The sequence below is a fragment of the Catenuloplanes indicus genome (genome assembly GCF_030813715.1).
Lineage (GTDB): Bacteria > Actinomycetota > Actinomycetes > Mycobacteriales > Micromonosporaceae > Catenuloplanes > Catenuloplanes indicus.
This window is the reverse complement of the sequence record NZ_JAUSUZ010000001.1, coordinates 286,387-311,872: the sequence shown is the minus strand read 5'-3', so window position 1 is coordinate 311,872 and position 25,486 is coordinate 286,387. Positions and strand designations below refer to the sequence as shown.

The 25,486-nt window shown below is 73.0% G+C and carries 26 protein-coding genes; 13 read left to right on the top strand and 13 right to left on the bottom strand.

Annotated elements, in window-relative coordinates; all coding sequences use genetic code 11:
- Positions 1-48 precede the first annotated feature (48 nt).
- Both J2S42_RS01765 and J2S42_RS01760 read left to right on the top strand, forming a co-directional pair.
- Positions 49-2,910: a histidine kinase gene (locus J2S42_RS01765; protein ID WP_307234511.1), complete on the top strand. Its 2,862-nt coding sequence runs from the start codon at positions 49-51 to the stop codon at positions 2,908-2,910.
- A complete protein-coding gene (locus J2S42_RS01760; protein ID WP_307248587.1) occupies positions 2,895-3,560 on the top strand; it encodes a response regulator in 666 nt (221 codons plus the stop codon). Before J2S42_RS01765 ends, J2S42_RS01760 begins: the two co-directional genes overlap by 16 nt.
- A 298-nt stretch (positions 3,561-3,858) precedes the next feature.
- On the opposite strand, the gene J2S42_RS01755 is transcribed toward J2S42_RS01760, so the two are convergent.
- Positions 3,859-4,506 (bottom strand): TetR/AcrR family transcriptional regulator, encoded by a 648-nt coding sequence (locus tag J2S42_RS01755; protein ID WP_307234509.1) that lies wholly within the window; start codon positions 4,504-4,506, stop codon positions 3,859-3,861.
- Positions 4,507-4,596: 90 nt separating this feature from the next.
- Here J2S42_RS01755 and J2S42_RS01750 point away from each other — a divergent pair, with 90 nt between their 5' ends.
- On the top strand, positions 4,597-5,094 hold the full coding sequence (locus J2S42_RS01750) for a GNAT family N-acetyltransferase (protein ID WP_307234508.1): 498 nt from the start codon (positions 4,597-4,599) through the stop codon (positions 5,092-5,094).
- A gap of 90 nt (positions 5,095-5,184) precedes the next feature.
- Positions 5,185-5,913: a hypothetical protein gene (locus J2S42_RS01745; protein WP_307234506.1), complete on the top strand. Its 729-nt coding sequence runs from the start codon at positions 5,185-5,187 to the stop codon at positions 5,911-5,913.
- Between the two features lie 150 nt (positions 5,914-6,063).
- Here the strand turns inward: J2S42_RS01745 and J2S42_RS01740 are convergent, their stop codons facing one another.
- Complete coding sequence (locus J2S42_RS01740) at positions 6,064-6,357, bottom strand: SDR family oxidoreductase (protein WP_307234504.1); 294 nt, start codon at positions 6,355-6,357, stop codon at positions 6,064-6,066.
- 68 nt (positions 6,358-6,425) lie between these two features.
- On the opposite strand from J2S42_RS01740, the gene J2S42_RS01735 reads away from it, so the two are divergent.
- Both J2S42_RS01735 and J2S42_RS01730 read left to right on the top strand, forming a co-directional pair.
- The gene (locus J2S42_RS01735) at positions 6,426-7,340 is read left to right on the top strand and encodes an RNA polymerase sigma factor (protein WP_307234502.1); all 915 of its coding nucleotides are present in this window, start codon (positions 6,426-6,428) and stop codon (positions 7,338-7,340) included.
- A gap of 97 nt (positions 7,341-7,437) precedes the next feature.
- On the top strand, positions 7,438-8,544 hold the full coding sequence (locus J2S42_RS01730; RefSeq protein WP_307234500.1) for an acyl-CoA dehydrogenase family protein: 1,107 nt from the start codon (positions 7,438-7,440) through the stop codon (positions 8,542-8,544).
- 13 nt (positions 8,545-8,557) lie between these two features.
- On the opposite strand, the gene J2S42_RS01725 is transcribed toward J2S42_RS01730, so the two are convergent.
- From J2S42_RS01725 to J2S42_RS01705, 5 genes are all read right to left on the bottom strand, one after another.
- The gene (locus tag J2S42_RS01725; protein ID WP_307234498.1) at positions 8,558-8,974 is read right to left on the bottom strand and encodes a YcxB family protein; all 417 of its coding nucleotides are present in this window, start codon (positions 8,972-8,974) and stop codon (positions 8,558-8,560) included.
- Positions 8,975-9,068: 94 nt separating this feature from the next.
- On the bottom strand, positions 9,069-9,767 hold the full coding sequence (locus tag J2S42_RS01720; protein WP_307234495.1) for a Type 1 glutamine amidotransferase-like domain-containing protein: 699 nt from the start codon (positions 9,765-9,767) through the stop codon (positions 9,069-9,071).
- A 53-nt stretch (positions 9,768-9,820) separates the two neighbouring features.
- Complete coding sequence (locus tag J2S42_RS01715; protein WP_307234494.1) at positions 9,821-10,621, bottom strand: GNAT family N-acetyltransferase; 801 nt, start codon at positions 10,619-10,621, stop codon at positions 9,821-9,823.
- Positions 10,622-10,677: 56 nt separating this feature from the next.
- On the bottom strand, positions 10,678-11,625 hold the full coding sequence (locus tag J2S42_RS01710) for a helix-turn-helix transcriptional regulator (RefSeq protein WP_307234492.1): 948 nt from the start codon (positions 11,623-11,625) through the stop codon (positions 10,678-10,680).
- A gap of 54 nt (positions 11,626-11,679) precedes the next feature.
- Complete coding sequence (locus J2S42_RS01705) at positions 11,680-12,447, bottom strand: lysophospholipid acyltransferase family protein (RefSeq protein ID WP_307234490.1); 768 nt, start codon at positions 12,445-12,447, stop codon at positions 11,680-11,682.
- A gap of 209 nt (positions 12,448-12,656) precedes the next feature.
- On the opposite strand from J2S42_RS01705, the gene J2S42_RS01700 reads away from it, so the two are divergent.
- Together J2S42_RS01700 and cydB are read left to right on the top strand one after the other, a co-directional pair.
- Positions 12,657-14,069, top strand: coding sequence for a cytochrome ubiquinol oxidase subunit I (locus tag J2S42_RS01700; RefSeq protein ID WP_307234488.1), 1,413 nt, complete (start codon positions 12,657-12,659; stop codon positions 14,067-14,069).
- A 20-nt stretch (positions 14,070-14,089) separates the two neighbouring features.
- Complete coding sequence (cydB, locus tag J2S42_RS01695; RefSeq protein WP_307234487.1) at positions 14,090-15,133, top strand: cytochrome d ubiquinol oxidase subunit II; 1,044 nt, start codon at positions 14,090-14,092, stop codon at positions 15,131-15,133.
- Between the two features lie 2 nt (positions 15,134-15,135).
- Here the strand turns inward: cydB and J2S42_RS01690 are convergent, their stop codons facing one another.
- Positions 15,136-15,744, bottom strand: coding sequence for a pentapeptide repeat-containing protein (locus J2S42_RS01690; protein ID WP_307234485.1), 609 nt, complete (start codon positions 15,742-15,744; stop codon positions 15,136-15,138).
- Positions 15,745-15,767: 23 nt separating this feature from the next.
- On the opposite strand from J2S42_RS01690, the gene J2S42_RS01685 reads away from it, so the two are divergent.
- Positions 15,768-16,340, top strand: coding sequence for a GNAT family N-acetyltransferase (locus J2S42_RS01685; RefSeq protein ID WP_307234483.1), 573 nt, complete (start codon positions 15,768-15,770; stop codon positions 16,338-16,340).
- Between the two features lie 55 nt (positions 16,341-16,395).
- Positions 16,396-18,090: an AAA family ATPase gene (locus tag J2S42_RS01680; RefSeq protein WP_307234481.1), complete on the top strand. Its 1,695-nt coding sequence runs from the start codon at positions 16,396-16,398 to the stop codon at positions 18,088-18,090.
- On the opposite strand, the gene J2S42_RS01675 is transcribed toward J2S42_RS01680, so the two are convergent.
- A complete protein-coding gene (locus tag J2S42_RS01675) occupies positions 18,087-18,464 on the bottom strand; it encodes a VOC family protein (protein WP_307234479.1) in 378 nt (125 codons plus the stop codon). The genes J2S42_RS01680 and J2S42_RS01675 overlap by 4 nt on opposite strands.
- A gap of 190 nt (positions 18,465-18,654) precedes the next feature.
- Here J2S42_RS01675 and J2S42_RS01670 point away from each other — a divergent pair, with 190 nt between their 5' ends.
- Entirely contained in the window at positions 18,655-20,238 is a 1,584-nt protein-coding gene (locus J2S42_RS01670; RefSeq protein WP_307234477.1) for an ABC-F family ATP-binding cassette domain-containing protein, read from the top strand.
- The gene (locus J2S42_RS01665; RefSeq protein ID WP_307234475.1) at positions 20,235-21,041 is read left to right on the top strand and encodes an SDR family NAD(P)-dependent oxidoreductase; all 807 of its coding nucleotides are present in this window, start codon (positions 20,235-20,237) and stop codon (positions 21,039-21,041) included. The genes J2S42_RS01670 and J2S42_RS01665 overlap by 4 nt, the downstream gene beginning before the upstream one ends.
- Positions 21,042-21,056: 15 nt before the next feature.
- Here J2S42_RS01665 and J2S42_RS01660 read toward each other — a convergent pair whose 3' ends face one another.
- From J2S42_RS01660 to J2S42_RS01650, 3 genes are all read right to left on the bottom strand, one after another.
- Positions 21,057-21,779 (bottom strand): hypothetical protein, encoded by a 723-nt coding sequence (locus J2S42_RS01660; RefSeq protein ID WP_307234473.1) that lies wholly within the window; start codon positions 21,777-21,779, stop codon positions 21,057-21,059.
- 356 nt (positions 21,780-22,135) lie between these two features.
- Entirely contained in the window at positions 22,136-23,056 is a 921-nt protein-coding gene (hemC, locus tag J2S42_RS01655) for a hydroxymethylbilane synthase (RefSeq protein ID WP_307234471.1), read from the bottom strand.
- A 111-nt stretch (positions 23,057-23,167) separates the two neighbouring features.
- Complete coding sequence (locus J2S42_RS01650) at positions 23,168-23,905, bottom strand: SDR family NAD(P)-dependent oxidoreductase (RefSeq protein ID WP_307234469.1); 738 nt, start codon at positions 23,903-23,905, stop codon at positions 23,168-23,170.
- A gap of 102 nt (positions 23,906-24,007) precedes the next feature.
- Between J2S42_RS01650 and J2S42_RS01645 the strand changes: the two genes are divergently transcribed.
- Positions 24,008-24,856: a helix-turn-helix transcriptional regulator gene (locus J2S42_RS01645; RefSeq protein WP_307234467.1), complete on the top strand. Its 849-nt coding sequence runs from the start codon at positions 24,008-24,010 to the stop codon at positions 24,854-24,856.
- Here J2S42_RS01645 and J2S42_RS01640 read toward each other — a convergent pair.
- Complete coding sequence (locus J2S42_RS01640) at positions 24,840-25,481, bottom strand: nucleotidyl transferase AbiEii/AbiGii toxin family protein (protein WP_307234466.1); 642 nt, start codon at positions 25,479-25,481, stop codon at positions 24,840-24,842. The genes J2S42_RS01645 and J2S42_RS01640 overlap by 17 nt on opposite strands.
- Between the last annotated feature and the right edge of the window lie 5 nt (positions 25,482-25,486).

The window sequence follows — 25,486 nt, the reverse complement described above, 5'->3', positions numbered from 1 at the left end:
GAACCCGGTCTCTATCCTCCGGTAGAGAAGCCCCTACGATGTGCGGCGATGAGCCCGAAGCGCACCGACTGGCTGCTGCCGCTGGCGCTCGGCGCCGTGCAGACCGGGGTGTGGCCCGGGCCCGCGCTGTTCGGCCGGCCGCCGGCCGTGATCGCGCTGGTGCTGACCGCGACCGTGGTCGTCGTCGCCGCGCTCGCCTTCCGCCGGATCCGGCCGGTCGCCTCCGCTATCGTGGTCCACGCGGCGACGATGACCGCGCAGGTGAGCGCCGAGCCGCTCGGCGCGGGCGGCGTCTCGCTGGCCGACGTGCTCAGCGTGGCGCCGCTGATCAGCCTGTTCTCCGTCGCGGCCTGGACCGGGGTGCGGACCACGGTGGCCCTGACCGTCGCGCTCACCGCCGCGATGATGGTCGCGAACGCGTTCACGCCCGGGTACTACGCCGGGGAGAGCGGTGCCGGGCTGGTCCTGCTGGTCGTCGCGGACGCGCTGATCGCGGCGCTGGCCGCGCTGTTCGGGCACCGGCGGCGGGTGTGGCGGCACGGCCGGGAGACCGCGCGGCGGCGGCTCGCCGAGGCGGAGACGGCCCGTGCCGAGGCCGCACGCGAGGAACGGCACCGGCTCGCCCGGGAACTGCACGACGTCAGCGCACACCACCTGACCGCGATCGTGGTCACCGTGACCGCGGCCCGCCGGCTCGCGGAGAAACGGCCGGAGCTGGGTACGGAGGCGCTGACGTTCGCGGCGCAGGCGGCCCGCCGTACCCTGGACACGCTTTTTGATCTTGTTGCGGTGATGCGGTCCGCGGACGCGACCGGTGACCTCCCGGCCCGCCTGGCCGGACTCGCCGCCGAGTTCCAGCGGCTCGGCCAGCCGGTCACGCTCGCCCCCGGCACACCCGGCGCGGTCCCGGCCGACGTCGCGGACACGACGTTCGCGATCGTCCGCGAGGCCCTGACCAACACGCTGCGGTACGCCCCGGGCGGCGCGGTCACGATCCGGGTCACCACGACCGGCGGCGCGGTCGAGGCGCACGTGACGAACGCGGCCGCGACCCGCCCATCCGACGCGGACGGCGTCGGCTCCGGCAGCGGCCTGGCCGGTGCCCGCACCCGCGCCGAGCGGCTCGGCGGCACGCTCACCGCCGGCCCGGCCGGCGGCGGCTGGCAGGTCACCGCACGGCTGCCGCTGACCGCGACAGCACCGTCCCGCCTGCAGCGGGCCTGGCAGGGCCGGGCCGCGTCGGTGCGCGGCTACCTGACCGACGCGCTGGTCACGGTCGCGCTCGCAATGGCCAGCATCGCGGTGCTGATGATCGAACCGGCGATCACCACCGGAGGCGAGCACGGCGCCGCGCTCCTGGCCGGCGCGGTACTGATCCTGCACGCCGCGCCGCTGACCTGGGCACACCGGGCACCGTGGCGGACGCTCGCCGCGGTGCTCGCCGTGCTCGTCGGCTGGACCGCGCTGACCGCGACCGACGTGCTGCCGGCCGGATCGCTGAGCGTGCTGATCCCGGCCGGTTTCGTGGAGGCCTACGCGGTCTACGCGGTCGCGGCGCACGGCCGCGGCCGGGCCGCGTGGACATGGCTGGTCGCGCCCGTGACCGGGGCCGTGGCCGGTCTGGCGATCACGGTCGGCGCGTTCGCGGACATCGCCGCCGCCGATCCCGCCGACTACGACGGGGCCGCGGAACGCGCGATCCTCACCGTGATGATGACGGTGGTCTTCGGCGGGCTGCTGACGCTGCCACTGCTGGCGACGTGGGCCACCGGCGCCGGCTGGCGGCGCCGCCGAACCCGCCTGCGCGACCGGGAACGCGACCTGGTGCTGGCCGCGACGGTATCCGCGACCGGCGAGGCCCTGGCGGAACGCTGGCGAATCGCCGCCGAACTCCGCACCACGGTCCTCGCCCGCGCCACGGACGTCCTCACCGCGGCCACCCGCCCCGCCGACGTCCTCATCACTGCTGTTCAACCGGCCGAACCGGCCGCCGGCGTGGCCGGCCTGGTCTCGTCCGATGCCGACCGGGACTCGCGGAACCCTGCCGTCGCCGACCCCGGGCCGGCAGGAACCGGCCATACCGCGGCCGAGCGGCCGCCCGCCGGACCGGCGGGTGCGGACTCCGTTGGCCGCCACGGTGATCCGGGTGGGTGGCCGGACGACACCGCGGCGCGGCTGGATGCGGTGTTGGCGGCGGCACGGGCGACGCTGGCGGCGATGCGGGAACTGCTCGGCAGCCTGCGCGGCGGCGCGCGGGGCGACGTCGCGGCGCAGGAGGCGGAGACGGCGCCGCAGCCGACCGCGGCGCAGATCGGCGCGCTGTGCGAGGCACAGCGGGCGGCCGGGCGCGCGGTGATGCTCCGGTATGCCACGCCGCTGCCGGACCTGCCGCCCGGCGTGGACGTGTCCGCGTACCGGCTGGTCGAGGCGGCTCTCGCACTGCCCGGCCCCGGGCCACTGGAGATCGTCATCGGCGCGGCCGGCGGCCTGCGGATCTTCCTGAACCGGATTCCGGCGCTGACCGACCCGCGCGCCGCCGCCGGTCTGCGCGGCCGCGTCGACGCGGTCGGCGGCACGATGACCGTGCACCCGGCCGGCGAAACCGACATCCTGCTGCCGCTGCCGACCCCGCCACCGGCGGGCACGGTTCCGGCGGCGGCGCCGACCGGAACCCGCGCAATGGCCGGCACCGAGTCGCAGCCCGCCCGCAGCGACGCATCACCGGAACCCGGTGTCGCGCCGTCGGCCGCTGATTCCGGCAGTCGGCCGTCGCCGGTAACCGGCACCGAGGCCGGTCTGCCGACGGTGGCCGGGACGCGGGCCGGCTCCCCGGTGGTGGCCGGCACAGAAGCGGGGCCGCCACGCGTGGCGGCCGGTAGCGAGGAGGTGCGGCCATCGCCGTCCGAGTGATCGTGGTCGACGACCAGCCGATGCTGCTGGCCGGTTTCGTCGCCATCATCGACGCCGAGGAGGACCTGGAGGTCGTCGGGACCGCGGCCGACGGGGCCGCCGCGGTGGAGCTGGCCGCCGCGGTCCGGCCGGACGTGGTGGTCATGGACATCCGTATGCCCGGCATGGACGGACTGGCCGCGACCCGTCTGATCACCGCGGCCGACGACGCGCCCAGAGTGCTGGTGCTGACCACGTTCGATCTGGACGCGTACGTGTTCGAGGCGCTGCGCGCCGGTGCGTCCGGCTTCCTGCTCAAGGACGCGGACCCGGATGAGCTGCTGGCCGCGATCCGGGTGATCGCCGGTGGTGAGGCGCTGCTCGACCCGGCCGTCACCGGCCGCCTGATCGAGGCCTTCGCCGCCGGTGTGACACCGTCACCGGCCGTCGAGCGGCCGGAGCTGGCCGCGCTCACTCCGCGCGAACGCGAGGTGCTGACGCTGATCGCCGAGGGCCTGTCCAACGCCGAGATCGCCGCCCGCCTCGGCGTCGGCGTCGGCACCGTGAAGACCCACGTCAACGCGCTCCTGACCAAGATCGGCGTGCGGGACCGGGTGCAGGCGACCATCCTGGCGTACGACGTCGGCCTGGTCCGCCCGCGCTCCTCGTAGCGCCGCCGGCCGCGCGTCCGGTGTGAACGCGGTCGTCTCCCGGAGCCCGTGTCGCCCGGTGGCGACACGTGGTGGGTCGCGGCGGACGCCGTGGCTCACCACGCGCACGCTCCATTCGACGTGGCACGCCATCGGCTCGGCCTCGCCGCACCGGCCGGAACGGGTCGCACACCCGCCCGCGAACGACCGGGACGCCCGGACCGGGGGAGGCTGCCCGGTGCCCGTAGGCCCGGCCGTAGTTTCCAGCGAGAAACAACAACAGATAGTTGATCTCGGTTGGCCCGTGCCGGTGGGTTCTTCACTGACGAGCACGCGGTCTTCTACAGCCGGTCGTCCCGGAGCTGGGGTCAGAATCAACGAGTATGCCGGTGGCCACCGTGGTGAGGCTCGTTTCGAGAAGGCGGAGATCGCCGGTGGCCGCAGCGAGCAGTACGCCGCCCTGGTAGGCCGCCAGTAGTGCTGCGGCCGCCTCGTCGGGGTCGGTGTGTGGTGCCAGCTCGCCGTTGTCGCGGACCCGTCGTAGACCCGTCGACAGAACGGCGTGCCAGCGGGCAAAGCCTGCGGCGAGCGCGGCACGGGCGTGTGGGTTTTGCTCGCTGAGCTCGTTGACCAGGGAACCGATAGGGCAGCGTACGGGGTCGTCCGCGGTGTACTGCTGTGCGGCGAGTTCGCACCAGCGGCGCACGTCGGCGGCGGCCGCGATGTCATCCAGTAGGGGTTGCTGAGCGTCCATAACCCGCTCGACCTGCTGGTTGACAACCGCGGTGACCAGGTCGGCCTTGCCGGCGAAGTACGAATACAGCTGGCTTCTGCCGGTCATCGAGGCGGCTTGAACCTGATCGAGGGTGGTGGCGCGGATGCCTTGACGGGCGAACAGCGCGCACGCCGCGTCCAGCACCCGCTGCACGGTGGCCCGCCCTTTGGCGGTCGCGGGTGGCGACGGCATGCCGAAATCCTATCGCCAGAATGTATCGGCCAGTACATTCTTAGCCGGTGCGGCCAGCCAGCGCCGCCCGGCAACCATTGGAGGCATTCGATGATCCGCGCCATCACCCCGGACGACGCATCCGACGTCGCCACCTTGGCGGTGACTTCAGAGCTGTTTCCGCCAGAGGCCATCGGCTTCGTGCAGCAGATGATGGCCGACTACTTCGCCGCCAAGGCCGACGGCGGGCACGCCTGCCTCGTTGACGACCACGACGGCCGGCTGGCCGCCGTGGCCTACTACGAACCGCTACCCGCCACCGACCGCACGTGGGAACTCACCATGATCGGTGTCGACCGCAGCCACCACCGCCGCGGCGTGGGCACCGGCCTGCTGCAAGCGGTCGAAGCAGACCTCCGGACCCGTGATCAGCGGCTCCTGCTGATCCAGACATCCGCCACCCCGGCGTTCGATCGCGCCCGGGCGTTCTACCTGTCGTGCGGATACGACGAGGAAGCACGCGTCCGCGACTACTACGAGACCGGGGATGACATGGTGCTGTTCCGCAAGGATCTCACCGCACCCGCGTTGGAGTCCGGCAGTCACTGATTCGCCGACGACGCCCGCACGCGCCCAGCACACTGGCCCCAACCGCCATGTCGAAAGTCACGGCTCGGACCAGCGGAAACCGGGGAGCGAATGAACGAACGCGAACATCCCGCTGCGGAGCGTGCATGGTCCGGCGCCACCGGCACGCCGGACGGCGACGATAGCGGGTGGATCGCTTTCGACGGGCCGCTCAAGTCGCTCCCGTGGGGGCGTAACACCTGCACCGTGACGGGCCTGCGCCTACTGGCCACCCACGGCGACGTCACGGACATTCCAGTGCTGGTCGCCGGCCTGGATCGGCTGGACGCCCGCCCGGACGACCGGTGCGGTTACGACGAACTGGTCAGCGGCCTGGCCCGCATCGGCGGCCCTCCAGCCGCGACTACGCTGCCCCGCCTGTGGTTCAGCCCGCACTCCTATGAACGGGCCTCCTACCTGCGAGCGCTGGCCACGCTCGACCTGGCCGGTGCACAGCGCAAGATCATCGAAGGGTTGTGGGACTGCGAGGCCGACGTCCGGCTACTGGCCGTGCAGCGAACGCCGCTGGACGACCGGATCCGCCAACGGCTGCAATACCTTCGCGATGACCCCATTGAGACGGCTGAGGTTCGTGCCGCGGCCATGGATCGACTCGTTCGGCACCCGGTAGATCGCACCGTTCCCGAGTTGGATCACCGCACCCTGCCAGTCGGCTGGGCCCGTAGGCCGGCCAGGAACGTACCGGGCGATGCACCCTCAGTGCGGGCCCGACATTTCCGAACAGAATTCCCGGCCGCCGTGTCTATGATCCCTTCCGGCCCCGGTCGAACGCCTGTGTGATCAATCAGTGGCGCGAGAGCGGCGCCGAGCTCGGGCGCGCGGGGTGAGATAGCACGATATTTCGGGCGCAGAGCGCCCGATAACCGCCCGGCATCCTCCCGTCGCGCGACGGGAGGATGCGACTGCGCAAACGCGTACCCGCCGGCCCGGTCAGCTGCTGACGCCGCCGTCGACGTGGAGGGTGGTGCCGGTGATGTAGCGGCTGTCCGGGCCGGCCAGGAACGCGACCGTGGCCGCGATGTCGGCCGGCGCGGTCACCGCGGCCGGGCCGGCACTGTCCGCGCGGACCGCGGTCGCACGACGGCCGCCGGCCCGATCCGCGTTCTCCTGGCATGTCAGCGTCACGTCGGCACCGAGCCGGGCCGGCCGCAGCGCGACAGCCGCGCCGATGCCGCGGCTGCCGCCGGTGATGAGCGCGACCCCGCCGTTCAGTGTCTCGTCCATAAGGAGAGTCTGCGGCGTACCGCTGGACGGGCCCGGCGGTTATCGAACCTTGGATTACAGTGGCGCGGATGGACACCGACGGACAGCTGGCGGGTGCCGCGCGGGGTGGGGACGTGGCGGCGTTCGCCGTGCTGGCCGAGCGGCACCGGGCCGCGATGCGGGTCACCGCGATCGGCGTGCTCGGCTATACCGACGAGGTCGACGATGCCGTGCAGGACGCGATGATCACCGCGTTCCGGCAGGTGGGAAGCCTGCGTGAGCCGGACGCGGCCGGGGCGTGGCTGCGCGCGATCACCCGGAACGCGTGCCGGATGCGGCTGCGCACCCGCGTACCGGCGCCGGTCGCGGACCCGGAGCCGTGGCTGCCGGTGGTGGACGGGCCGGACGAGCTGCTGGACCGGGCCGGTACCCGGGACTGGGTGTGGCACGCGATCGCGCGGCTGTCCGACCCGATCCGCGAGGTGATGCTGCTGCGGTACTTCACCGGCATGTCGTCCTACGCGCAGATCTCCCAGCTGTGCGGCGTCGGCGTGGACACGGTCGCCGGCCGGCTGCGCGACGGCCGCCGGATCCTGGCCCGGGCGCTGCGGGAGACGGCCGGTGACGCGTTCCGGGCCGCGGACGTGGAGGCGCGCGCCCGGCGCCGGGAGGCCGAGCAGCACTTCGCGATGATCCACGCCGGCGGCTACCACCGGGTGATCGACGACTGGTTCCGGCCGGACCTCTCCGTGGTGTTCATGGGCTGGCTGCACGGCGACCGGGACACGGCCCGCGACATGATCGACCGGACGATGGGCGCCGGCGTCACCGTGTCGCTGCACGACGCGGTCGGTAGCCGCGACGTGGTGCTGTGGGAGGGCGACTTCATCAACCCGTCCTACGACCCGGAGCACTGCCCGCCGCGGTTCGCCTGGCTGCTGCGCCTGCGTGAGGGGCGGGTCGCCCGGCTCGGCGTCGCCTACGACACGACGCCGCGCCGCTGAGGCCTGGATCACAGGATCCGGGGCGCAGTTTCCGGCCACGGCCCGCATCTCGTCCGTGGAGGGCCTGAACGTCGGGCCCGCACGGAAGGAAGAGATCGTGTCTATCAGCGAACTGCCCGAGCTGCTGCGCCCGGCGATCGAGAAGTACCGGGACGCCGCCGAGGCCGACGGCCGGATCGCGCCGGAGCTGGTCGCCGAGCTGCGCGAGCGGGGCGCGTTCCGGCTGTTCACCCCGGCCGGGATGAGCGGGTACGAGGCGACCGTCGCGGACGCGCTGGACGTCTATGCCCGCATCGCCCGGATCGACGGGCCGACCGCCTGGGTGCTGTGGAACCTCAACGTCGGCTTCGGCGCCGGCTGGCTGCCCGAGGAGGGCGTCGCCCGGGTCTGGGGCGCCGGCCGTGACCCGCTGATCGCGCACTCCGGCCAGCCCGGCATGCTGACCCCGGCCGACGGCGGCTACCGGATCAGCGGCCGGTGGAAGATCGTCAGCGGCGCGCACCTGGCCGAGTGGTTCCTGCTGGCCGGCGCGGACCCGGAGGTCGGGCTGCGCTTCTGCGTGCTGCCCGCGTCCGACGTGACCGTGCTGGACACCTGGGACGCGGTCGGCATGCGCGCCTCGGACAGCAACGCGGTGCAGGCCGAGGACGTGTTCGTCCCGGCGTACATGACGCAGGCGCTGTTCGCGGCGCCGCGGGTGGACCACCCGGCGTACCGGCTGCCCGCCCCGAATCTGCTGATGCCCGGCTGTGCCGCCGTGCTGATCGGCATGGCCCAGGCCGCGATCGACGAGGTGATCGCGATCGCGCCGGTCAAGCGTGGCATGGACGGCGTGCCGCTGGCCGAGAAGGACCACCTGACGTCCGCGGTCGGCCGCGCGCTGTCCCAGGTCGCCGCCGCACGCGGCCTGCTCCTGGAGACGCAGCGCGACCTGGACCGCACGGTCATCGCCGGGCGGGCGACGAGCGACGAGCAGCGCGCGGCGGTACGCGGTGCGATGTGCCTGGTGACGGAGACGTCCCGGGCGGTGCTGGTCGCGATGTACGAACTGGGCAGCTCCGAGCCGCTCTACCGGGAGAATCGCCTCGGCCGCGTCTTCCGCGACGGGATGGCCGCCGCCCAGGCCGCGAACCTGTCCACCACCCAGTGGACGATCCCCGGCCGCCTCGCGGTCGGTCAGCCGTCCGGCTGGCCGTTCGTCTGACCGGCGCCCCGGCTCACCCCGGCGGCACGGCCGGGGTGAGCCGGGTGGCCACGAGCGAGGCGAACTCGGCGCGCTGTGCGTCGGTCATCTCCGCCTTGGGAATCGCGATCGCCTGGGCCTTGCCGAACATCGCGTACCAGACCTCGGGTGTATCGATCACGCGGTCCGGGCCGGCCCACCGGAACCGGGACTCGGCCAGCGGGTAGGTCACGGTCATCCACTCGACGTCCAGCGTGAGGTGCTGCCCGTCGCGGATCGCCCGGGACTGCGCCCGCACCGCGCGGGCCACCGTGAGCGGACCGGCGCCGAAGATCAGGAAGAACCCGATGATCAGCGCGGCGTACGCGAGGGGCATCGCCGGCTCGAGCACGATCAGCAGGACGCCGAGCGGGATCAGCGCCGCATAGGGAACCCACAGGGAGATCTGCACCGCCGCATCGTAGTGGTAGCGGTTACGGTGAACGGCAGGATTCCCCTGTGGACAGCACGAGAACCGGCGCCCGCTTCGACGAGGCCCCGCAGGGCTACGACGACACCGGCGCGGTGGCGCGCAAGCCCTCACGCAGCGTGGTCCAGGTGCCCTCGGAGATCACCTCGACCGTGCCGTCGACGACCGAGATCGCGGTCTGCTCGTCGATGGCGTAGGCCGGGTTGTCGATGGTGGCGGCCCACCGCTCGGCGTCGGCCAGGCTGTTGCCCGGGAACGCGTTCAGGTGCGGGAAGAGGGAGAAGCCGACGACGCCGAGCGTGCGGTCGCTCGGCGCGGACGGCCACTCGACGAAGTAGTCACCGATGCGGGGGGTCAGCACCATGCTGCCCGCGCTCACGCCGACCCAGACCGTGCGGGGCAGCGACGGCAGCAGCGCGGCCAGGCCGGACTCGCGCATCCAGTGGGCGAGGTAGGTCGCGTCGCCGCCGTCGGCGAGGAGCACGTCGGCCTGCCGTACCCACGGCTCCCACCGCTCTCGGCCGATGCTCGGCAGCGCGGTGAGTTCCAGGACGCCGAGCGAGGCCCAGCCGAGCCCGGACAGGTACTGCCAGTCCGGCGCCGGGTCGGCGGCGATGAGGCCGCGCACCGATTCCGGCCCGCACATCGGATGCCCCCACTGCGCCGTCGGCACGCACAGCGCCCGGCACTCCTCGATCGGCTTGCCGAGCAGCCCGACGAGCGCCGCGCGGATGCTCGCGTTCGTCACCCCACCGGACGTGAGCAGCAACTTCACCACGGCCTCCGAACACGCGTACGATTCTGCCGGACCACAGTGTAGAGCCGCACTCACTCCGGCGGGGCCCACTCGTAGTGAGTGGACGTGGTGATGTCGTGGAAGCCGTGGCGGCGCAGGATCGGCGCGCTGGCCGGCGACGCGTCCACGTGCAGCAGGCCGAAGCCGCGCGTGACGGCCTCCCGGGCCCGGACGGCGATCATGGCGCGGTAGAGGCCGCGGCCGCGCCACTCCGGCAGCGTGGTGCCGCCGAGCAGCCCGACGAATTCGGTGCCCGGGGAGTACACCGACCAGGCCGTGCAGGCGAGCCGGTCACCGGCCTCGGCGACCCAGATGCTGATCTGGCCTGGGTCGGCCGCGACGTGCGCGCCGAGATGCTCGGCGACCCAGGAACAGTCGAACCCCCACACCTCGGTCTGCTGGCCGGCGATCCGGCGCAGGTCCTCGGCGCCGGCCGCCCGCCGCAGCACGACGCCGGCCGGCAGCACCGGTGCGTCGGTGCTGTTCGCGGACACCTCCGCGGCGACGCCGATCAGCACCGACGCCGGTCCGCCCGCGGTGAACCCGGCCGCGACCAGCCGCTCCGGCAGTTCCGCCGGCAGGTCGTGGCCGCGCACCTTCCACTCGACACCCTGGCCGCGGGCCGCGAAGTAGTCCCGCTGCCGGGCGATCAGCCGATCCAGTGCGGCCCCGCCGACCCCGACGTCCCGCGGCGCCCGGATCCGCCCGATGTGCGGACCGGCGATCCGCAGCACCGGCCCGTCGAATTCGTACGTCACACCAGCCGGCACGGCACCGGACGGCATGCGCATCCGCCCGTCGTACGCGGCCAGCAGCGCGGCGATATCGACCATGGTGACAATGATGTCAGTTGCTCCACGCGCGGGTGCGACGTGAAGCGGGGTTGAGGTCAACGGTGGTGCAGCGTCTGCGTGGGCGTGCAGCCGTAGGCGGCGTGGTAGCGGTCGGTGAAGCGGCCTAGGTCGGCGAAACCCCAGCGGGCGGCCAGCTCGGCGGCCGTGACGGTGCCGGGCGCGGCGTGGACCAGGTCGCGGTGGGCGTGCGCGAGCCGGACCCGGCGCAGGTACGCGACCGGCGTGGTGTCCAGGTGACGGCGGAACGCGAGCTGCAGCGCGCGGATGGAGACGTGCGCGGCACCGGCGATGTCGGCGAGGCCGATCGTGCGGTCCGCGCCGGACTCGATGTAGGCGATCGCGCGCCGGAGCGCGGCCGGGTGGGCGTCGTGGGCGTCGTGCCGGTCCTCGATCGTCGGGTCGCGCAGCACGTTGCTGGGGAACGCGGCGAGCGCGGTCGTGGCGAGCACCCGGCTGACCGAGTCGGCCAGCAGCGGTGATCCGGCGGCGGTGTCGGCGTTGTGCCGGGCGAAGTCGTACGTGTGCGCCCAGCGCGCGGCCAGGGCGTCACTGATCGGGCGGAACCCGGTGAACCGGATCGGCGCGCCGGACTCCGCCTCGGCGATCTGGTTGATCAGCCGGTAGTCGATCCGGGCGAACGCCGCGTCGACGGTGTGCACGGCCGTGTCGTACTCGCAGCCGGGGTCGCCGAGCAGATAGAGCTCGCCGGCGGCGTAGTGGTCGCAGCGGCGGCGGTCGCGGTAGGTTATCGCGCCGTCCCGGACCCGGCCGACCACGAGCGTGCCGAGCGGCGGCGACGTGGCGTGGAAGCGCAGCGGGAAGGACACCCGGTGCAGTTCGATCGCGCCGACGACCTGCTGGGCGATCCGGATCCGGCGGCGGTGCTCGCCGGCCGCGGCGATCCGGGCGGTGCGGTAGATGGTTCTGATCGCCTCGTACGCGACGTCAGGGTCGCCCGACTCGAGCACGAACCGGTGCGGCATGCACGCCTCCCACAGAGCGGCCCCGTCGGTGTCAACGTACGACCCGGCCGGGCGTTACGGCCGGCGATGGGTCCGCGAGTCGTCGGCCGGACGGGTCGGGTCGTGGTGGTGCGGCCGGCCGGGTTCGCCGGGGCGCAGCGGCGCGAGCGTGGCCGTGATCGCGTCGATGATCCGGTCGGTGGCGCGTTGCGCGTCGCCCGGGACGTCCGCGGTCAGGCCGGACAGGTCGACCGGCGTGCCGAACCCGACCCGGACGGCCGGGCGCCGCCGCAGGTCGCGCAGAAGCGCGCGGGCGTTGGCGGCGGGCGGCGCGTCGTAGGGCATCAGTGCGTGCCCACCCCACTGCGCGACCGGGATCACCGGCGCACCGGTGGCCAGCGCGAGCCGGGCCGCGCCGGTCTTGCCGCGTTCCGGCCACAGGCCCGGGTCGAGCCCGATCCGCCCCTCCGGGTAGATCAGCACCACCGAGCCCGCGCGGAGCGCGGCCGCGGCGTCGTCGAGCGCGCGGGCCACGGTGGCGCTGCGCCGGTCCACCCGGATCTGCCCGGACGCCCGCATCAGGGAGCCGAGCAGCGGGGTACGGAACACGCCCCCGGTCGCCATGATCCGCGGGGCGATACCGGCGGTCCGGCAGGCGGCCATCATGACGACCGGGTCGACCGGGCTGATGTGGTTCGCGGCCAGGATCAGCGGGCCGCGGCGCAGCGGCGCGGGCACGTGGCCGGTGACGTGGAGCCGGGCGGTCACGCCGACCACGCCACGGGCGGCCAGCAGCAGGCCGCGCCAGACGCCGGGTGCGGTCCACGGGGTGGTGTCGGTCACGTCAAGATCCTGCCAGGCGCGCGCCCGGCGTACCCGCGTGGTGCTTTTCGGTTGTCGCCCTTGAGTCGGCGCCGGTGGCCGCCGTTGGGGGAAGCAGGGCCCACCGGCCCGGGACCAACGGCCCTGATCATGCCGGTCGGGGCCACGTATCATCTACTACGGCTCGTAGTATGATTGTGTGTAGTAGAAAACCGTAGGGTGGGGGAGCTTTGGACGCGTTGGATGTCGCGCGGTGGCAGTTCGGTGTGACCACCGTCTACCACTTCCTCTTCGTCCCGATCACGATCGGCATGTCGCTGCTCGTCGCGATCATGCAGACGATCTGGTTCCGGACGCGCGACGAGAAGTGGCTGCGCCTGACCAAGTTCTTCGGGAAGCTCTTCCTGATCAACTTTGCGATGGGCATCGTGACCGGCATCGTGCAGGAGTTCCAGTTCGGCATGAACTGGTCTGACTACTCCCGCTTCGTCGGTGACGTCTTCGGGTCGCTGCTGGCCATCGAGGCACTGGTCGCGTTCTTCCTCGAGTCGACGTTCCTCGGCCTGTGGATCTTCGGCTGGGAGCGGCTGCCGAAGCCGATCCACCTGGCCACCATCTGGGCCGCCTCGATCGGCACGATCCTGAGCATGTACTTCATCCTCGCGGCGAACTCCTTCATGCAGAACCCGGTCGGGTTCCACATCAACCCGGACACCGGCCGCGCGGAGCTGAACTCGATCGGCGCGCTGCTGACCAACAAGGTCACGCTCGCCACGTTCCCGCACACGTTCTTCGGCGCGCTGATGGTCGCCGGCGGCCTGATCGTGGCGGTCGCGCTGTGGCACCTCTACCGCGGCCAGGACGAGCAGAAGCCGGCGTTCCGCACCGCGCTCACGTTCGGCGGCTGGGTCACGATCCTGGCCACCGCGGGCACGCTCATCTCCGGCGACTTCCAGGGCAAGATCATGACCGAGGTGCAGCCGATGAAGATGGCCGCGGCCGAGGGACTCTACGAGACGACCAGTTCGGCGCCGTTCTCGCTGCTGACCATCGGCAGCCTGGACGGCAGCCGCGAGGTCTTCGCGATCACCATCCCGGACCTGCTGTCCTGGCTCGGCAAGGGTGACATCCACGCCGAGATCGAGGGCATCAACAACCTCCAGGAGCAGTACACCGCGCAGTACGGCGCCGGCGTCAACTACGCGCCGATCATCCCGGTCACGTACTGGTCGTTCCGCATGATGATCTTCTTCGGCCTGGCCGCCGGCGCGCTGGCGCTGCTCACGCTCTGGATGACCCGCAAGGGCCGCACCCCGACCAGCAAGCTGCTGCTGACCGCCGTGCTCACGCTGCCGATCCTGCCGCTGGTCGCGAACTCGTTCGGCTGGATCTTCACCGAGATGGGCCGGCAGCCGTGGCTGGTCTTCGGCGAGATGCTCACCCGCGACGGCGTGTCCCGCAGCGTGTCGATGGGCGAGGTCGTCACCTCGTTCGCCACGTTCACGCTGCTCTACGCCGCGCTCGCGGTCGTCGAGGTGAAACTGCTGCTCAAGTACGCCAAGGGCGGCCTGCCGGAGATCCACCCCGAACCCGGCGACGACGAGAAGGACGACGCCGATCGTCCGCTCGCGTTCGCGTACTGATCGCGCTAGGAGACACGATCGTGGATCTCGCAACCTTCTGGTTCATCCTCATCGGCGTGCTGTTCGTCGGCTACTTCGTGCTGGAGGGCTTCGACTTCGGCGTCGGCATGCTGCTGCCCGTGCTCGGCCGCAACGACCGGGAACGCCGCGTCGTCATCAACACCATCGGCCCGGTCTGGGACGGCAACGAGGTCTGGCTGATCACCGCGGGCGGCGCCATGTTCGCCGCGTTCCCGGAGTGGTACGCCACGCTGTTCTCCGGCTTCTACCTGCCGCTGCTGCTGATCCTGGTCGCGCTCATCGTCCGCGCGGTCGGCTTCGACTACCGCGGCAAGCGCACCGACGCCGCCTGGAAGCGCAACTGGGACATCGCGATCATCTTCGGGTCGTACGCGCCGGCGCTGCTCTGGGGTGTCGCGTTCGCGAACATCGTCCGGGGCGTGCCGATCGACGCGGACTTCGACTACACCGGCGGGTTCTTCAACCTGCTCAACCCGTACGCGCTGCTCGGCGGCGTGACCATGGTCGCGCTGTGCCTCACGCACGGCGCGGTGTTCCTGGCGTTGAAGACCGAGGGCGACATCCGGGTCCGTGCCAACCGGATCGCCGGGCGGGCCGGGCTGGTCACCGCGCTGCTCGCGGTCGCGTTCCTGGCCTGGACCGTGGCCTCGTTCGGCGGCAACGCGGCGTCGGTCGTCACCGCTGCGCTCGCGGCGCTCGCTCTGGCCGGCGCGCTGCTGGCGAACCGGGCCGGCCGGGAGGGCTGGGCGTTCACCGGCACCGCGATCACCATCGGGCTGGCCGTGGTCACGCTGTTCACCGTGCTGTTCCCGAACGTGATGCCGTCCTCGACCGACCCGGCGAACACGCTGACCATCGCGAACGCGTCCTCCACGCCGTACACGCTGAAGATCATGACGTGGGTGGCGGTGCTGGTCACCCCGGTCGTTCTGCTCTACCAGGGCTGGACGTACTGGGTGTTCCGCAAGCGGATCGGCGTGCACCACATCCCCGACGACGGTGCGGTCTCCTCCCCGGCCGGCACCGCCATCGGCGGCGCGTAGCGTCAGCGCACGTCGAGCCCGAGGGCGCCGGCGATCTGCACCGCCCCGGCGGTGTCGATCACGGCGCCCTTCAGCGTGGCGGTCACCGGGTCCAGGCCGGTCAGGTCGCTGCCGCGCAGATCGGCCCCGCTGAGGTCGGCGCCCCGGAACGACGCACCGGACAGGTCGACGTCACGGAACGTGGCCCGCGCCGCCTTCGCACCGGACAGGTCGGCCTCGCGCATCCGTACCCCCGTGATCGTGGCCTTCTGCAGCTGCGCCCGGGCCAGCGACACGAACGACCAGTCGCCGCCGGTCACCGCGAACAACCCGAACGTGCAGTCCTCGAATACGCTCCCGACCAGCTTGCAGTCATCCAGCCGTACCTCGAAGAACGAACACCCCACGAACACACAGTTCACCAGCGCGGTACGGACGTGCGCACCCGCGTTGAACCGGCACCGCGTGAACACGCACTCCGTGAAACTCGCCCCGGTGCTCGTCGCCTCCGTCAGATCCACCCCGCTGAACGCCACCCGCTCATGCACCTGCCCCGACAGGTCATCCAGCGCCCAGTCGGCATCGTGGATCGCGGTCTCGGTGCGGGGGAGCCGTGCCGGGTCGGTCGCCATGCCCGGCAGCGTATCGTCGTGCGGTGACTACAGCGGTGATCAGTCAGGCCGTGCCGCGCGACCGGGAGCGGGTCGTGGGCACGTTCGTGGCGGCGTTCGCGGCCGATCCGGTGTTGCGGCACCTTTTTCCGGGTGAGTCGTACGCGGCGCTGGCACCGGTCTTCGCCGGGCATCTGTTCGACCGGCGGGTGGCGTCCGGGACGGTGTGGCTGGCCGACGGAGGGGCCGCGATCGCGATGTGGGACCCGCCCGGTCCCGGCGCGGCGTGGCCGCCCGCCGCGTCGTACCTGCCCGCGGAGGCGGCGGCCCGGGTCGACGCGTACGACGCGGTGATCCACCCGCACCTGCCGGCCGGACCGCACTGGTACCTGGGCGTGCTCGCCTGCGACCCGGCGCACGCGGGGCGGCGGCTCGGGCGGACCGTGATGGAGGCCGGCCTGCGGCGCGCGGCCGCGGACGGTGTGCCCGCCTACCTGGAGACCGCGACCGCCGCGAACGTGGCCATGTACCGGCGCAGCGGCTGGGCGGTCGAGACCCAGCTGGTCGCGAACGGCGTGGACGCCTGGATCCTGCGGCACCCGGGGCTGCCGTCCTAAGTGGTCGACTACCATCGACGTGTTTCGTGACGGGGCACGCTGACGGGGGCGTCGGGTGGGCGAGCAATGGCCGGACGGCGGGGCGTGGGTCGTGGTGCCCACGTCCGCGGAGGTGGACTGGGCGGCCGCGGTCGCGGCGCTGGCGGCCGCCGCGTCGGTGCGGGTCGCGGCCGTCGCGATCGGCGGCTCCGGCGACCGGGTGCGCGGGAGCGTGGCCGCGTGGGCCGAACTGCGCGACACGGACGCGGATCCGCTCGCGCTGACCGACGTGCGCGACCTGGTCGCGGCGCTGGCGCGGACGCACGGGCTGGTGCTGGTCGCGGGGGTGCCGGGCCTGCTCGTGCCGGTCGGCCGGGCCGGCTGGACCATGACGGACCTGGCGGCGCGGCTGGGTGCGCCGGTCGTGCTGGTCACCGGCGACGGGCCGGACGCGGCCAACCACACCACGCTGGCGCTGAGCGCGCTGACCGGCCGTGGCCTGGCGGGCGCGGTCGTCACGGTCGGCGGTCCACCGCCGGGTGACGCGCGGGCCGGGTCGCGTCCGGGCGCGGCGGCCGGCGAGCGTCCGGATCCGGCGGGCGGCGTGCGCGCCGTGCCCGGCGGCTCCCCGGCGGCCGAGGAATCCACGGCGGGCACGGCCGGCCCGCCGGTCACCCCCGGGGACGCGGATCTCGGTGCCCGGACCGACGCGGCGCCGGGCGACAGTCACCCCGTAACACCGCCCGCTGCGGCCTCCGGCCGGTCGCCGGCGGCGAAGGAGCTGGCGGATCGGCTGCCGGTGGCACCGGCCGGGCGGATTCCGGCCGGGGCCGGTGTGCCGGAACCGCAGACCGCGCGCGGTTTCCTCGACCCGATCCTGCACGCCTCCGGCGGCCGGCCCGCGGCACCGGCACCGGCGGCCTCACCGGCACCGGCGGCCTCACCGGTGCCGGTGACCAGCGGGGTCCGGGTGGCGCTGGCGCTGGTCGCGTTGTTCGTGACGATGTCGGTGGCCGCGGTCGGGCTGGCGTTCTGCGACCGGCCGGCGCGGCCGGAGGTGACCGCCGGGATGTCCGCCGCGGCCCCCGCCACGCCGCGGTGGCGGGACACCCCGCCGGTGCCGGCGCCGTCGCTGACCGGTGTGCCGGTGACGCAGGTCTGCCCGGTGGACCAGCTGCAGGGCCCGCCGACCCGGCCGAGCCCGCGGGTGACCGACCGGGTCGACGCCGCCTGGGAGCGGATCGAGACGTGGCTGGCCGCGAAGGCGCCGGAGAGCCACGCGTCGCTGCGACCGGGCGCCGGCGTCGCCGAGATCGACGCGGCGCAGCGGCGGATGTCGGTGCCGTTCCCGCCGGATCTGGTCGCGTCGTTGCTGCGGCACAACGGCACCGCCGACGGCGTGGCCGGTTTCCCGCTGCCGTTCATGCACCCGCCGATGGCCGTGGCCGAGACGGTCGACGCGTGGCAGTCGCTGTGCGACATCGTCGCCCGGCACCACACGCCGGGCGACACCTCGTGGTGGGACAACGAGTACATCCCGTTCGCCAGCGCCGGCGACGGCGGCTATCTCCTCGCCGACCAGCGCAAACCGGCCGTAACCGGCCGTGTCGCCGAGTTCTACAACGAGGACGGAGTGCTCTTCAGCGGCTGGCCGGCCTCCGTGGCCGAGCTGTTGGAACAGGTCGCCACCTCATTGGAGACGGGCCAGCCGTTCGCCGGCCGCTACCGCCCGGTCCTCACGGGTGACCGCCTGGAGTGGATCGTCCTCTAGGAGGTGTGGTGGACCGCCTCGACGTTGTGGCCGTCCGGGTCGCGGAGGAAGACGGCGTAGTAGCCGGGGTGGTACTCCGGCCAGATCCGCGGTGGGTGCAGCACTTGGGCGCCGGCGGCGACTGCCGCGTTGTGGACCGCGTCGACGGCGGCGCGGTCCGGGGCCGGGAACGCGATGTGCAGCTCGCGGGTCTCCGGGCCGCCGGACGGGCTGAGCCAGAATCCGGGCTCGCCGCCGAGGCCGAGACCGGCCACGATCGACGGTGGCACCGGGAACCGTTTCTCCTCCCGCATGCCGATCGGGGCGAACACCCCGAGATAGAACGCCAGCGACTTCTCGACGTCCGCGACCTGGATCCCCACGTGATCGAACATGCCGGTCACGCTAGCAACCACCCCTGACGAAAACCGGTTGCGCCGGGCCCGGCGCCCGGGCAGGGTGGGTGACGAACCGACCGGAGGAGGGTGAGCGCGGAACATGTGATTCCCGACGGGTTCGTGCCGTGCCGCCAGCAGCGCAAGGGCTGCCGCGGCGTGATCGCCACGCGTACCGCTGGGGTGTCTCATGTTGAAAGCCGTCTCGCTGTCCGTCTCGTTCGCCGCCGAGCCGCTGTTCACGGACGTCGACCTCACGCTCGGCCCCGGTGACCGGGTCGGCCTGGTCGGGCCGAACGGTGCCGGCAAGTCCACGCTGCTGCGGGTGCTGACCGGCCGGCTGACGCCGGACACCGGGCACGTCACGCTGTCGCCCGGCACCACGATCGGGTACTTCGCGCAGCAGATCCCGGACCCGGAGCAGACCGTCGGTGACTACCTCGCGGGCGGGCTCGGTGAGGTGCACCGCGTCGCGGCCCGTATGCGCACGCTGGAGCACGCGCTGGCCACGGCGCCGGGACCGCAGGTGCTCGACGAGTACGGCCGGGTCCAGGAGCGGTGGACCGATCTGCGCGGCTGGGAGGCCGGCAACCGGCTCGCCGAGGTCCGGCAGCGCCTCGACGTCGCGCACCTGGCCGACGACACGCCGCTGTGGCGGATCTCCGGCGGTGAGCAGGCCCGGCTGACGCTGGCCCGGGTGCTGCTGGCCACGCCGGAGACCGGTGAGCAGATCCTGATCCTGGACGAGCCGACCAACCACCTGGACGCGGACGGTATCGACTGGCTGGGCCGGTGGCTGGCCGCGTTCCCCGGCGGGCTGCTCGTCGTCAGCCACGACCGGGCGTTCCTGGACCGTACCGTGACCCGCGTCGTCGAGCTCGACGGCATCCACACCGCGCCGCAACGGTACGAGGGGGGCTACACCGCGTACCGGGCGGAGAAGACACGCCGCTGGCAGGCGCTGCTGCTGGACTACGAGGCACAGCAGAAGGACCTGCGCCGCTGGGAGGACGACATCGCGCGCACCCGGCAGCACGCGCTCGGCGTCGAGACCACCATGCGCAAGGGCCTGGGGACAGATCAGCTTCGACGGTACGCGAAGAAGGTCGCGAAGAAGGCCAAGGCCCGCGAGCGGCGGCTGCGCCGGCAGATGGAATCGGCACGGTGGATCGCGCAGCCGCAGACCCGCCCGCCGCTGACCCTCGCGTTCCCGGACACCGAGGCCGTCGGCCTGTCCGCGCACGGGATCTCCGTACGTACCCTGCTGCGCGATCTAGACCTGGAGGTTGCGGGTGGCGACCGGGTGCGCATCACCGGGCCGAACGGGTCCGGGAAGACCACGCTGCTGCGGGTGCTGGCCGGGCAGCTGGCACCGGACGCGGGCGAGGTCACCGGCGGGCCGGCGTCGCTGCTGCCGCAGACGCACGACACGCTGCGCACGAGGACGACCGTGCTGGAGCACTTCCGGGCGCACGTGCCGGTCTACGCCGACGACGCGGAGGCGCTGCTGGACGCGCACCTGTTCGGCCCGGAGACGTGGGACGCGCCGCTGGCCACGCTGTCCGCCGGGGAGCTGCGCCGGCTGCTGCTGGCCATCATGGTCAACTCGACCGCGCGGGTGCTGCTGCTGGACGAGCCGACGAACTACCTGGACTTCGACGCGCTCGACGTGGTCGAGGAGGCGCTCCGCGCATACCACGGCACGCTGATCGTCGTTACCCACGACGCATATTTCGCCCGCGCGATCGGGCTGGACCGGGAGGTTGCACTATGACCCACGTCGCCCTCGTCACCGGCGCCAACCAGGGCATCGGCGCGGCCGTCGCGGAAGCGCTCGCGGCCCGCGGCGACGCGGTGCTGCTCACCGCGCTGCCGATGCCGCCGTCCGCGCACCGCCCGGACCCGACCATGCCACCGGCCTACGCCGCGGACCGCGCCCTGACCTGCGAACCGGTGCTGAACCGGATCCGCGCGGCCGGTGGGACCGCGGCCGCGGTGGAGGCGGACCTGACCGACGCGGACGTGGCCGGACGGCTGTTCGACGCGGCCGAGGACGCGTTCGGGCCGGTCGACATCCTCGTCAACAACGCCAGCGGCTGGCTCGCGGACACGTTCTCCGCCGACGGCACCGACACGTTCGGCCGGCCACTGACACCGGTGACCGCGGCCGGGTTCGACCACCAGTTCGCCGTGGACACCCGCGCACCGGCGCTGCTGATCGCCGAGTTCGCCCGCCGGCACGTCGCGCGCGGCGCCCGCTGGGGACGGATCGTGGGCCTGACCTCCGGCTCGCCGAAGGGGTTCCCGGGCGAGGCGTCCTACGGCGCGGCGAAGGCGGCGCACGAGAACTACACGATGACGGCCGCGACCGAACTCGCGCAGCTCGGCATCACCGCGAACATGGTGCACCCACCGGTCACCGACACCGGCTGGATCACCCCGGCCGTCGCCGAGGCCGTCGACGCCGACCCGCACTGGCTCGGCCTGGCCCGGCCGGCCGAGGTCGCCGAGGTCATCGCGTGGCTGACCTCGGACACCGCCCGCCGGATCACCGGTCACCGCATCGAGATGCGGTGACCGGCCGTGCGCCCGTTACACGTCCCGTAACTCGGCCAGGCGTGCCTCGACCTCGGCCAGCTCGGCGCGCAACTTCTCCGCCTGCTGCTCAGCCTCGGCGCGCTCCGACGACAGAATCGCCTCGACCGCCTCGTGCACACCGGGCACGTCCACCAGTGCCACGATCTTCAGCGCCTCGGCGGGCTTCACCACGTACGGCTTCGCCAGGGCCTTGGTGCCCTGCTGCGCCGCGACCGTCCACTCGCCGTTGTCGTAGGCCAGCGTCACGGTCAGGCCGGCCGGGCCCTTCGGCTTGACCGCCTTCGCCGCCGCCTTCTTCACCGGCGGTTTCGGCGCCTCCGGCGTCTCCGTCACTGTGCTCTGCTCCTCGATCGTCGTCGGGGTCTTCTTCTCCGGCACCGGCCGCTCCCGGACCACCATGAACTCCGGCTCCGGCGCCGGCGGTGCCGCCTCCGGCTCCGGCTCCGGCTCGGTGGTCCTGCGACCGGTCGCGCCCTTCGGCGGGATGGTCAGATCGGCGGGGGAGAACGGCAGCTCGTCACGGCCGAACCGGACCACGACGAACTCCTCCGACGTCTCCGGGTCCTGCAGCTCGATCACCTGCCCGATCTGACCCGCGATCTGGCCGGCGGACTCGGTGAACATCACCTTCGGCTTCCGGCCGCCCGCCAGGGTCTGCTTGATCTGGTGCAACTCATCCGGCGTCAGTCCGCGTATCGCGGCTCCTGCGGCAGCCATCAGACTCCTCTTCCGTACACACGTCCAATGGCCGCATTCTTACCAGGCCCCACCGACACTTTCACCATTGCCCTACGGCACAACGGTTTCCGGACACGACACGGCCGGCTGGCGCCCGTCACACGGGGACGCCGGCCGGCCCGGTTCAGATCAGTACCACCCGGTGCACGCGATCGACGATGAGCGTGGCCGCGACCGCCGCCGAAGCGGCCAGGGTCCCGAGCCGTCGTGACACACGCATGCGCTCTCCTCACGTTCCGGCGACGATGTCGCCGACGTCGATGCCGTTGACCGGCAGCGACGTTACGGAGAAGCAGCGCGGACCTCATGACACCTGTTGCGGGAACAGCCGCGGGCTACAGACCCAGCACGTCCCGGGCGCCCTGACGCAGCAGCGCGGCGGCGACGGAGGTGCCGAGCGTGATCGGGTCGGTGGCCCACTCCTGCACGTCGAGGACGGTCTTGCCGTCCAGGCTGATCACGCGGGCGCGCAGGCTCAGCCGGCCGTCCGGCTCGGTGCGGGCCAGCGCGCCGATCGGGCTGTGACAGTTGCCCTGCAGGATGTGCAGCATCGTGCGCTCGGCCGTGGTCTCCCGGACCGCGCGCGGATCGTCCAGGCAGGCGACCAGGTCGCGCAGCGCGGTGTCGTCCTGCCGAACCTGGATGACCAGCGTGCCGGCGCCGACCGCGGGCACGATCGTGTCCGTGCCGATCGGGTGCGTGATTCGCTCCGGCAGGCCGATGCGCTCCAGGCCGGACACGGCCAGCAGCAGTGCGTCGTACTCACCGGCGTCCAACTTGGCCAGCCGCGAGTTCGCGTTGCCACGGATCGGGACCGGCGTCAGATGCGGCCAGTGCAGCGCCATCTGCGCCACCCGCCGCACCGCGGACGTGCCGACCCGGGTCCCGGCCGGCAGCTCGCCGATCGACAGGCCACCCGGGTGGACCAGGCAGTCGCGCACGTCGTCGCGGGCCATGAACGCGGCCATCACCGTCCCGGCCGGCGCCGGCCGGTCACCGGGCACGTCCTTCACACAGTGGACCGCGAGATCGACCCGCCCGTCCAGCAGCGCGGCGTCGACCTCCTTGGTGAACGCGCCCTTGCCGCCGAGCGCGGCCAGGCTGCCCTGCCACCGGTCACCGCTGGTGGTCATGGACACGACCTCGACCGTGACGTCCGGATGGGCCTCGGCCAGCCGCGCCTTGACCCGCTCCACCTGCGCCAGCGCCATCGGCGAGTTCCGCGTCCCGACCCGCACCACCCGCGAAACAGACATACCCGCAGGCTAGTCCTTCCCACCCGGCCGCCGGCAGCCAGCCCGCCGGAAAGAGCACGAACGCGCGGGTACGTACGGGGGCGCACCGATCGGTGCGCCCCCGTACCCGGCTCAGCGCAGACGTGCCCCCAGCAGGCCGCCGTCGACGGACAGGACGGAGCCCTGGATCATGGCGGCCTCCGGGGAGGTGACGAAGCGGACCGCGGCGGCGATGTCGGCCGGGTGCACGTGCGTGCCGGCCGGGGTGCCCGCAGTCTGGTGGTCGATGACCTCGCGGTGGGCGGCGTTGCCCTCGGTCAGCGTGATGCCCGGCGCGACCGTCACCACCCGCACCCCGGACGGGCCGAACTCCGCCGACCACGTGCGCGTCATCTGCTCCAGCGCGGCCTTCGACGCCGTGTACATCGCACCGAACGGCACGCCCACGTGCGCCATCCACGAACCGATGTTGACGATCACGCCGGACCCGCGCGCGGCCATCGCCGGGGCCAGCGCGGCGACCAGCACGTGCGGGGCGCGGATGTTCGTGGCCAGCATCGCGTCCAGCGCGTCGTCGGGCAGCGCGGCCGTCGGCACGGCCGGGTAGATGCCGGCGTTGTTGACCAGGATGTCGACCCGGCCGCCGAGCCGGCCGGCCGCGGCCGCGGCGAAAGCCCGGATGCCCTGGTACGGGCCGGCCAGGTCGACCGGCACGAACTCGCCCCCGATGTCGGCGGCGACCTTCGCGCCGCGGGTGGCGTCCCGGCCGCTGACGACGACGCGGGTGCCGGCCGCGGCCAGGCTACGGGCGATCGCGGCGCCGATGCCGCTGGTGGAACCGGTCACGATGGCAGTGGAGGTGGTGTTCATGCCGACCAGCAAACGGCCACCGGGCCGAGGCGCACCAGATCACGGTCAACCTGGGCACGGCAGGACCACCCAGGCCGCGCACGCCGGCCGTACCCTCGACGGGTGTCCCGAAGTCGAGCGGAGCTCGGCGCGTTCCTGCGCGCCCGCCGCAGTCAGCTCACCCCCGCGCAGGCCGGCATCACCGCGTTTCCCGGGCCCCGCCGCGTGCCCGGCCTGCGCCGTGAGGAACTGGCGATCGCCGCCGGGCTCAGCCCGGACTACTACAGCCGCGTCGAGCAGGGCCGGCAGGCCAACATCTCCCGCGAGGTGCTGGACGCGCTCGCCCGCGCGCTGCGCCTCGACGACGTCGAGCGCGGCCACCTGCACGACCTGGCCGCACCGGCCGCCGCCCGGCGCGCGCCCGCCCGCGGCCGGCCGGAACGCGCGGACCCCGGACTGCTGCGGATGCTGACCGCGCTGGACCACCTGCCCGCGCTCATCCTCGGCTGGAACGGGCTGGTCCTCGGCCGGACCGGCCTGCTCCCCGCGGTCCTCGGCCACCCGATGGAGATCGGCACCTCGCTCATCCGCTACCTGCTGCAGGACCCAGGCGCCCGCGACCGCATCATCAACTGGGAGCAGTTCGCCCAGGGCACGGTCGCGGCACTGCGCCGCGAGTCCAGCCGCCACCCGCAGGACCGGTTCCTGCACGAGCTCATCGACGGGCTGCGCCGCACCGACCCGATGATCGCCGGCTGGTGGGACGACCACGGCGTGCGCGACTACGCCCCCGCCGCCAAGCACATCCGCCACCCGGTCGCCGGCGACCTGCACTTCGACATCGAGATCCTGGTCGCGCCGCACGAGCCAGGGCAGCGCCTGATCGTCTACACCTGCCAGCCGGACTCCGCGACCGCCCGCCTGCTGCCGATCGTCGCGTCCTGGGGGAGCGCCGTCACGGCCACGCCGTGAACCGCTTCCGCACCTGCGCCACCTGCTCCTCGCTCAGCCCGTACGCGTGGAACTCCCGGTCCGGCATCCGGTCCAGCCGCGGCCGGATCCGCGCGATGTCCTCCGCCTCGATCTCCGGGTCGACCGCCCGGGCCAGGCCGATCAGCGTGGCCGCGTCCGCGTCCGCCAGGAACGCGGCCACGTCGATGTAGTCCCGCGGCTCGGCCCGCGACACCAGCGCCGACACCTTCCACGCCCGCAGGTCCGCGAGGTCCATCACCGGCCCGATCAGATCCAGCACCACGGGGGAGCGTGCCCGGTGCAGCTCGCCCAGGCTGACCCGGATCGCGATCCCGGACCGCCCCGGATCGGTGATCTCCAGCTCGGCCAGGTGATACCCCAGGTACCCGGTCTCGTCCTCGATCTCCGCGACCGTGAAACCGTCCGCCCGCAGCGCCGCCGCCACCAGCCGCGTCGCGGCCGGGACCGTACCGGCCACGTCGCTGAACAGGTCCACGTCCTCGGTCGGCCGGTGCACCACACCGTGCGCGATCAGCGCCAGGCCACCGCCGAGCGCGAAACCGTGCCGGTTCGCCACCGCCAGCGCGATCCGGGCGATGCGCGCGTGCGCCGGGTGCAACCGCATGCGCG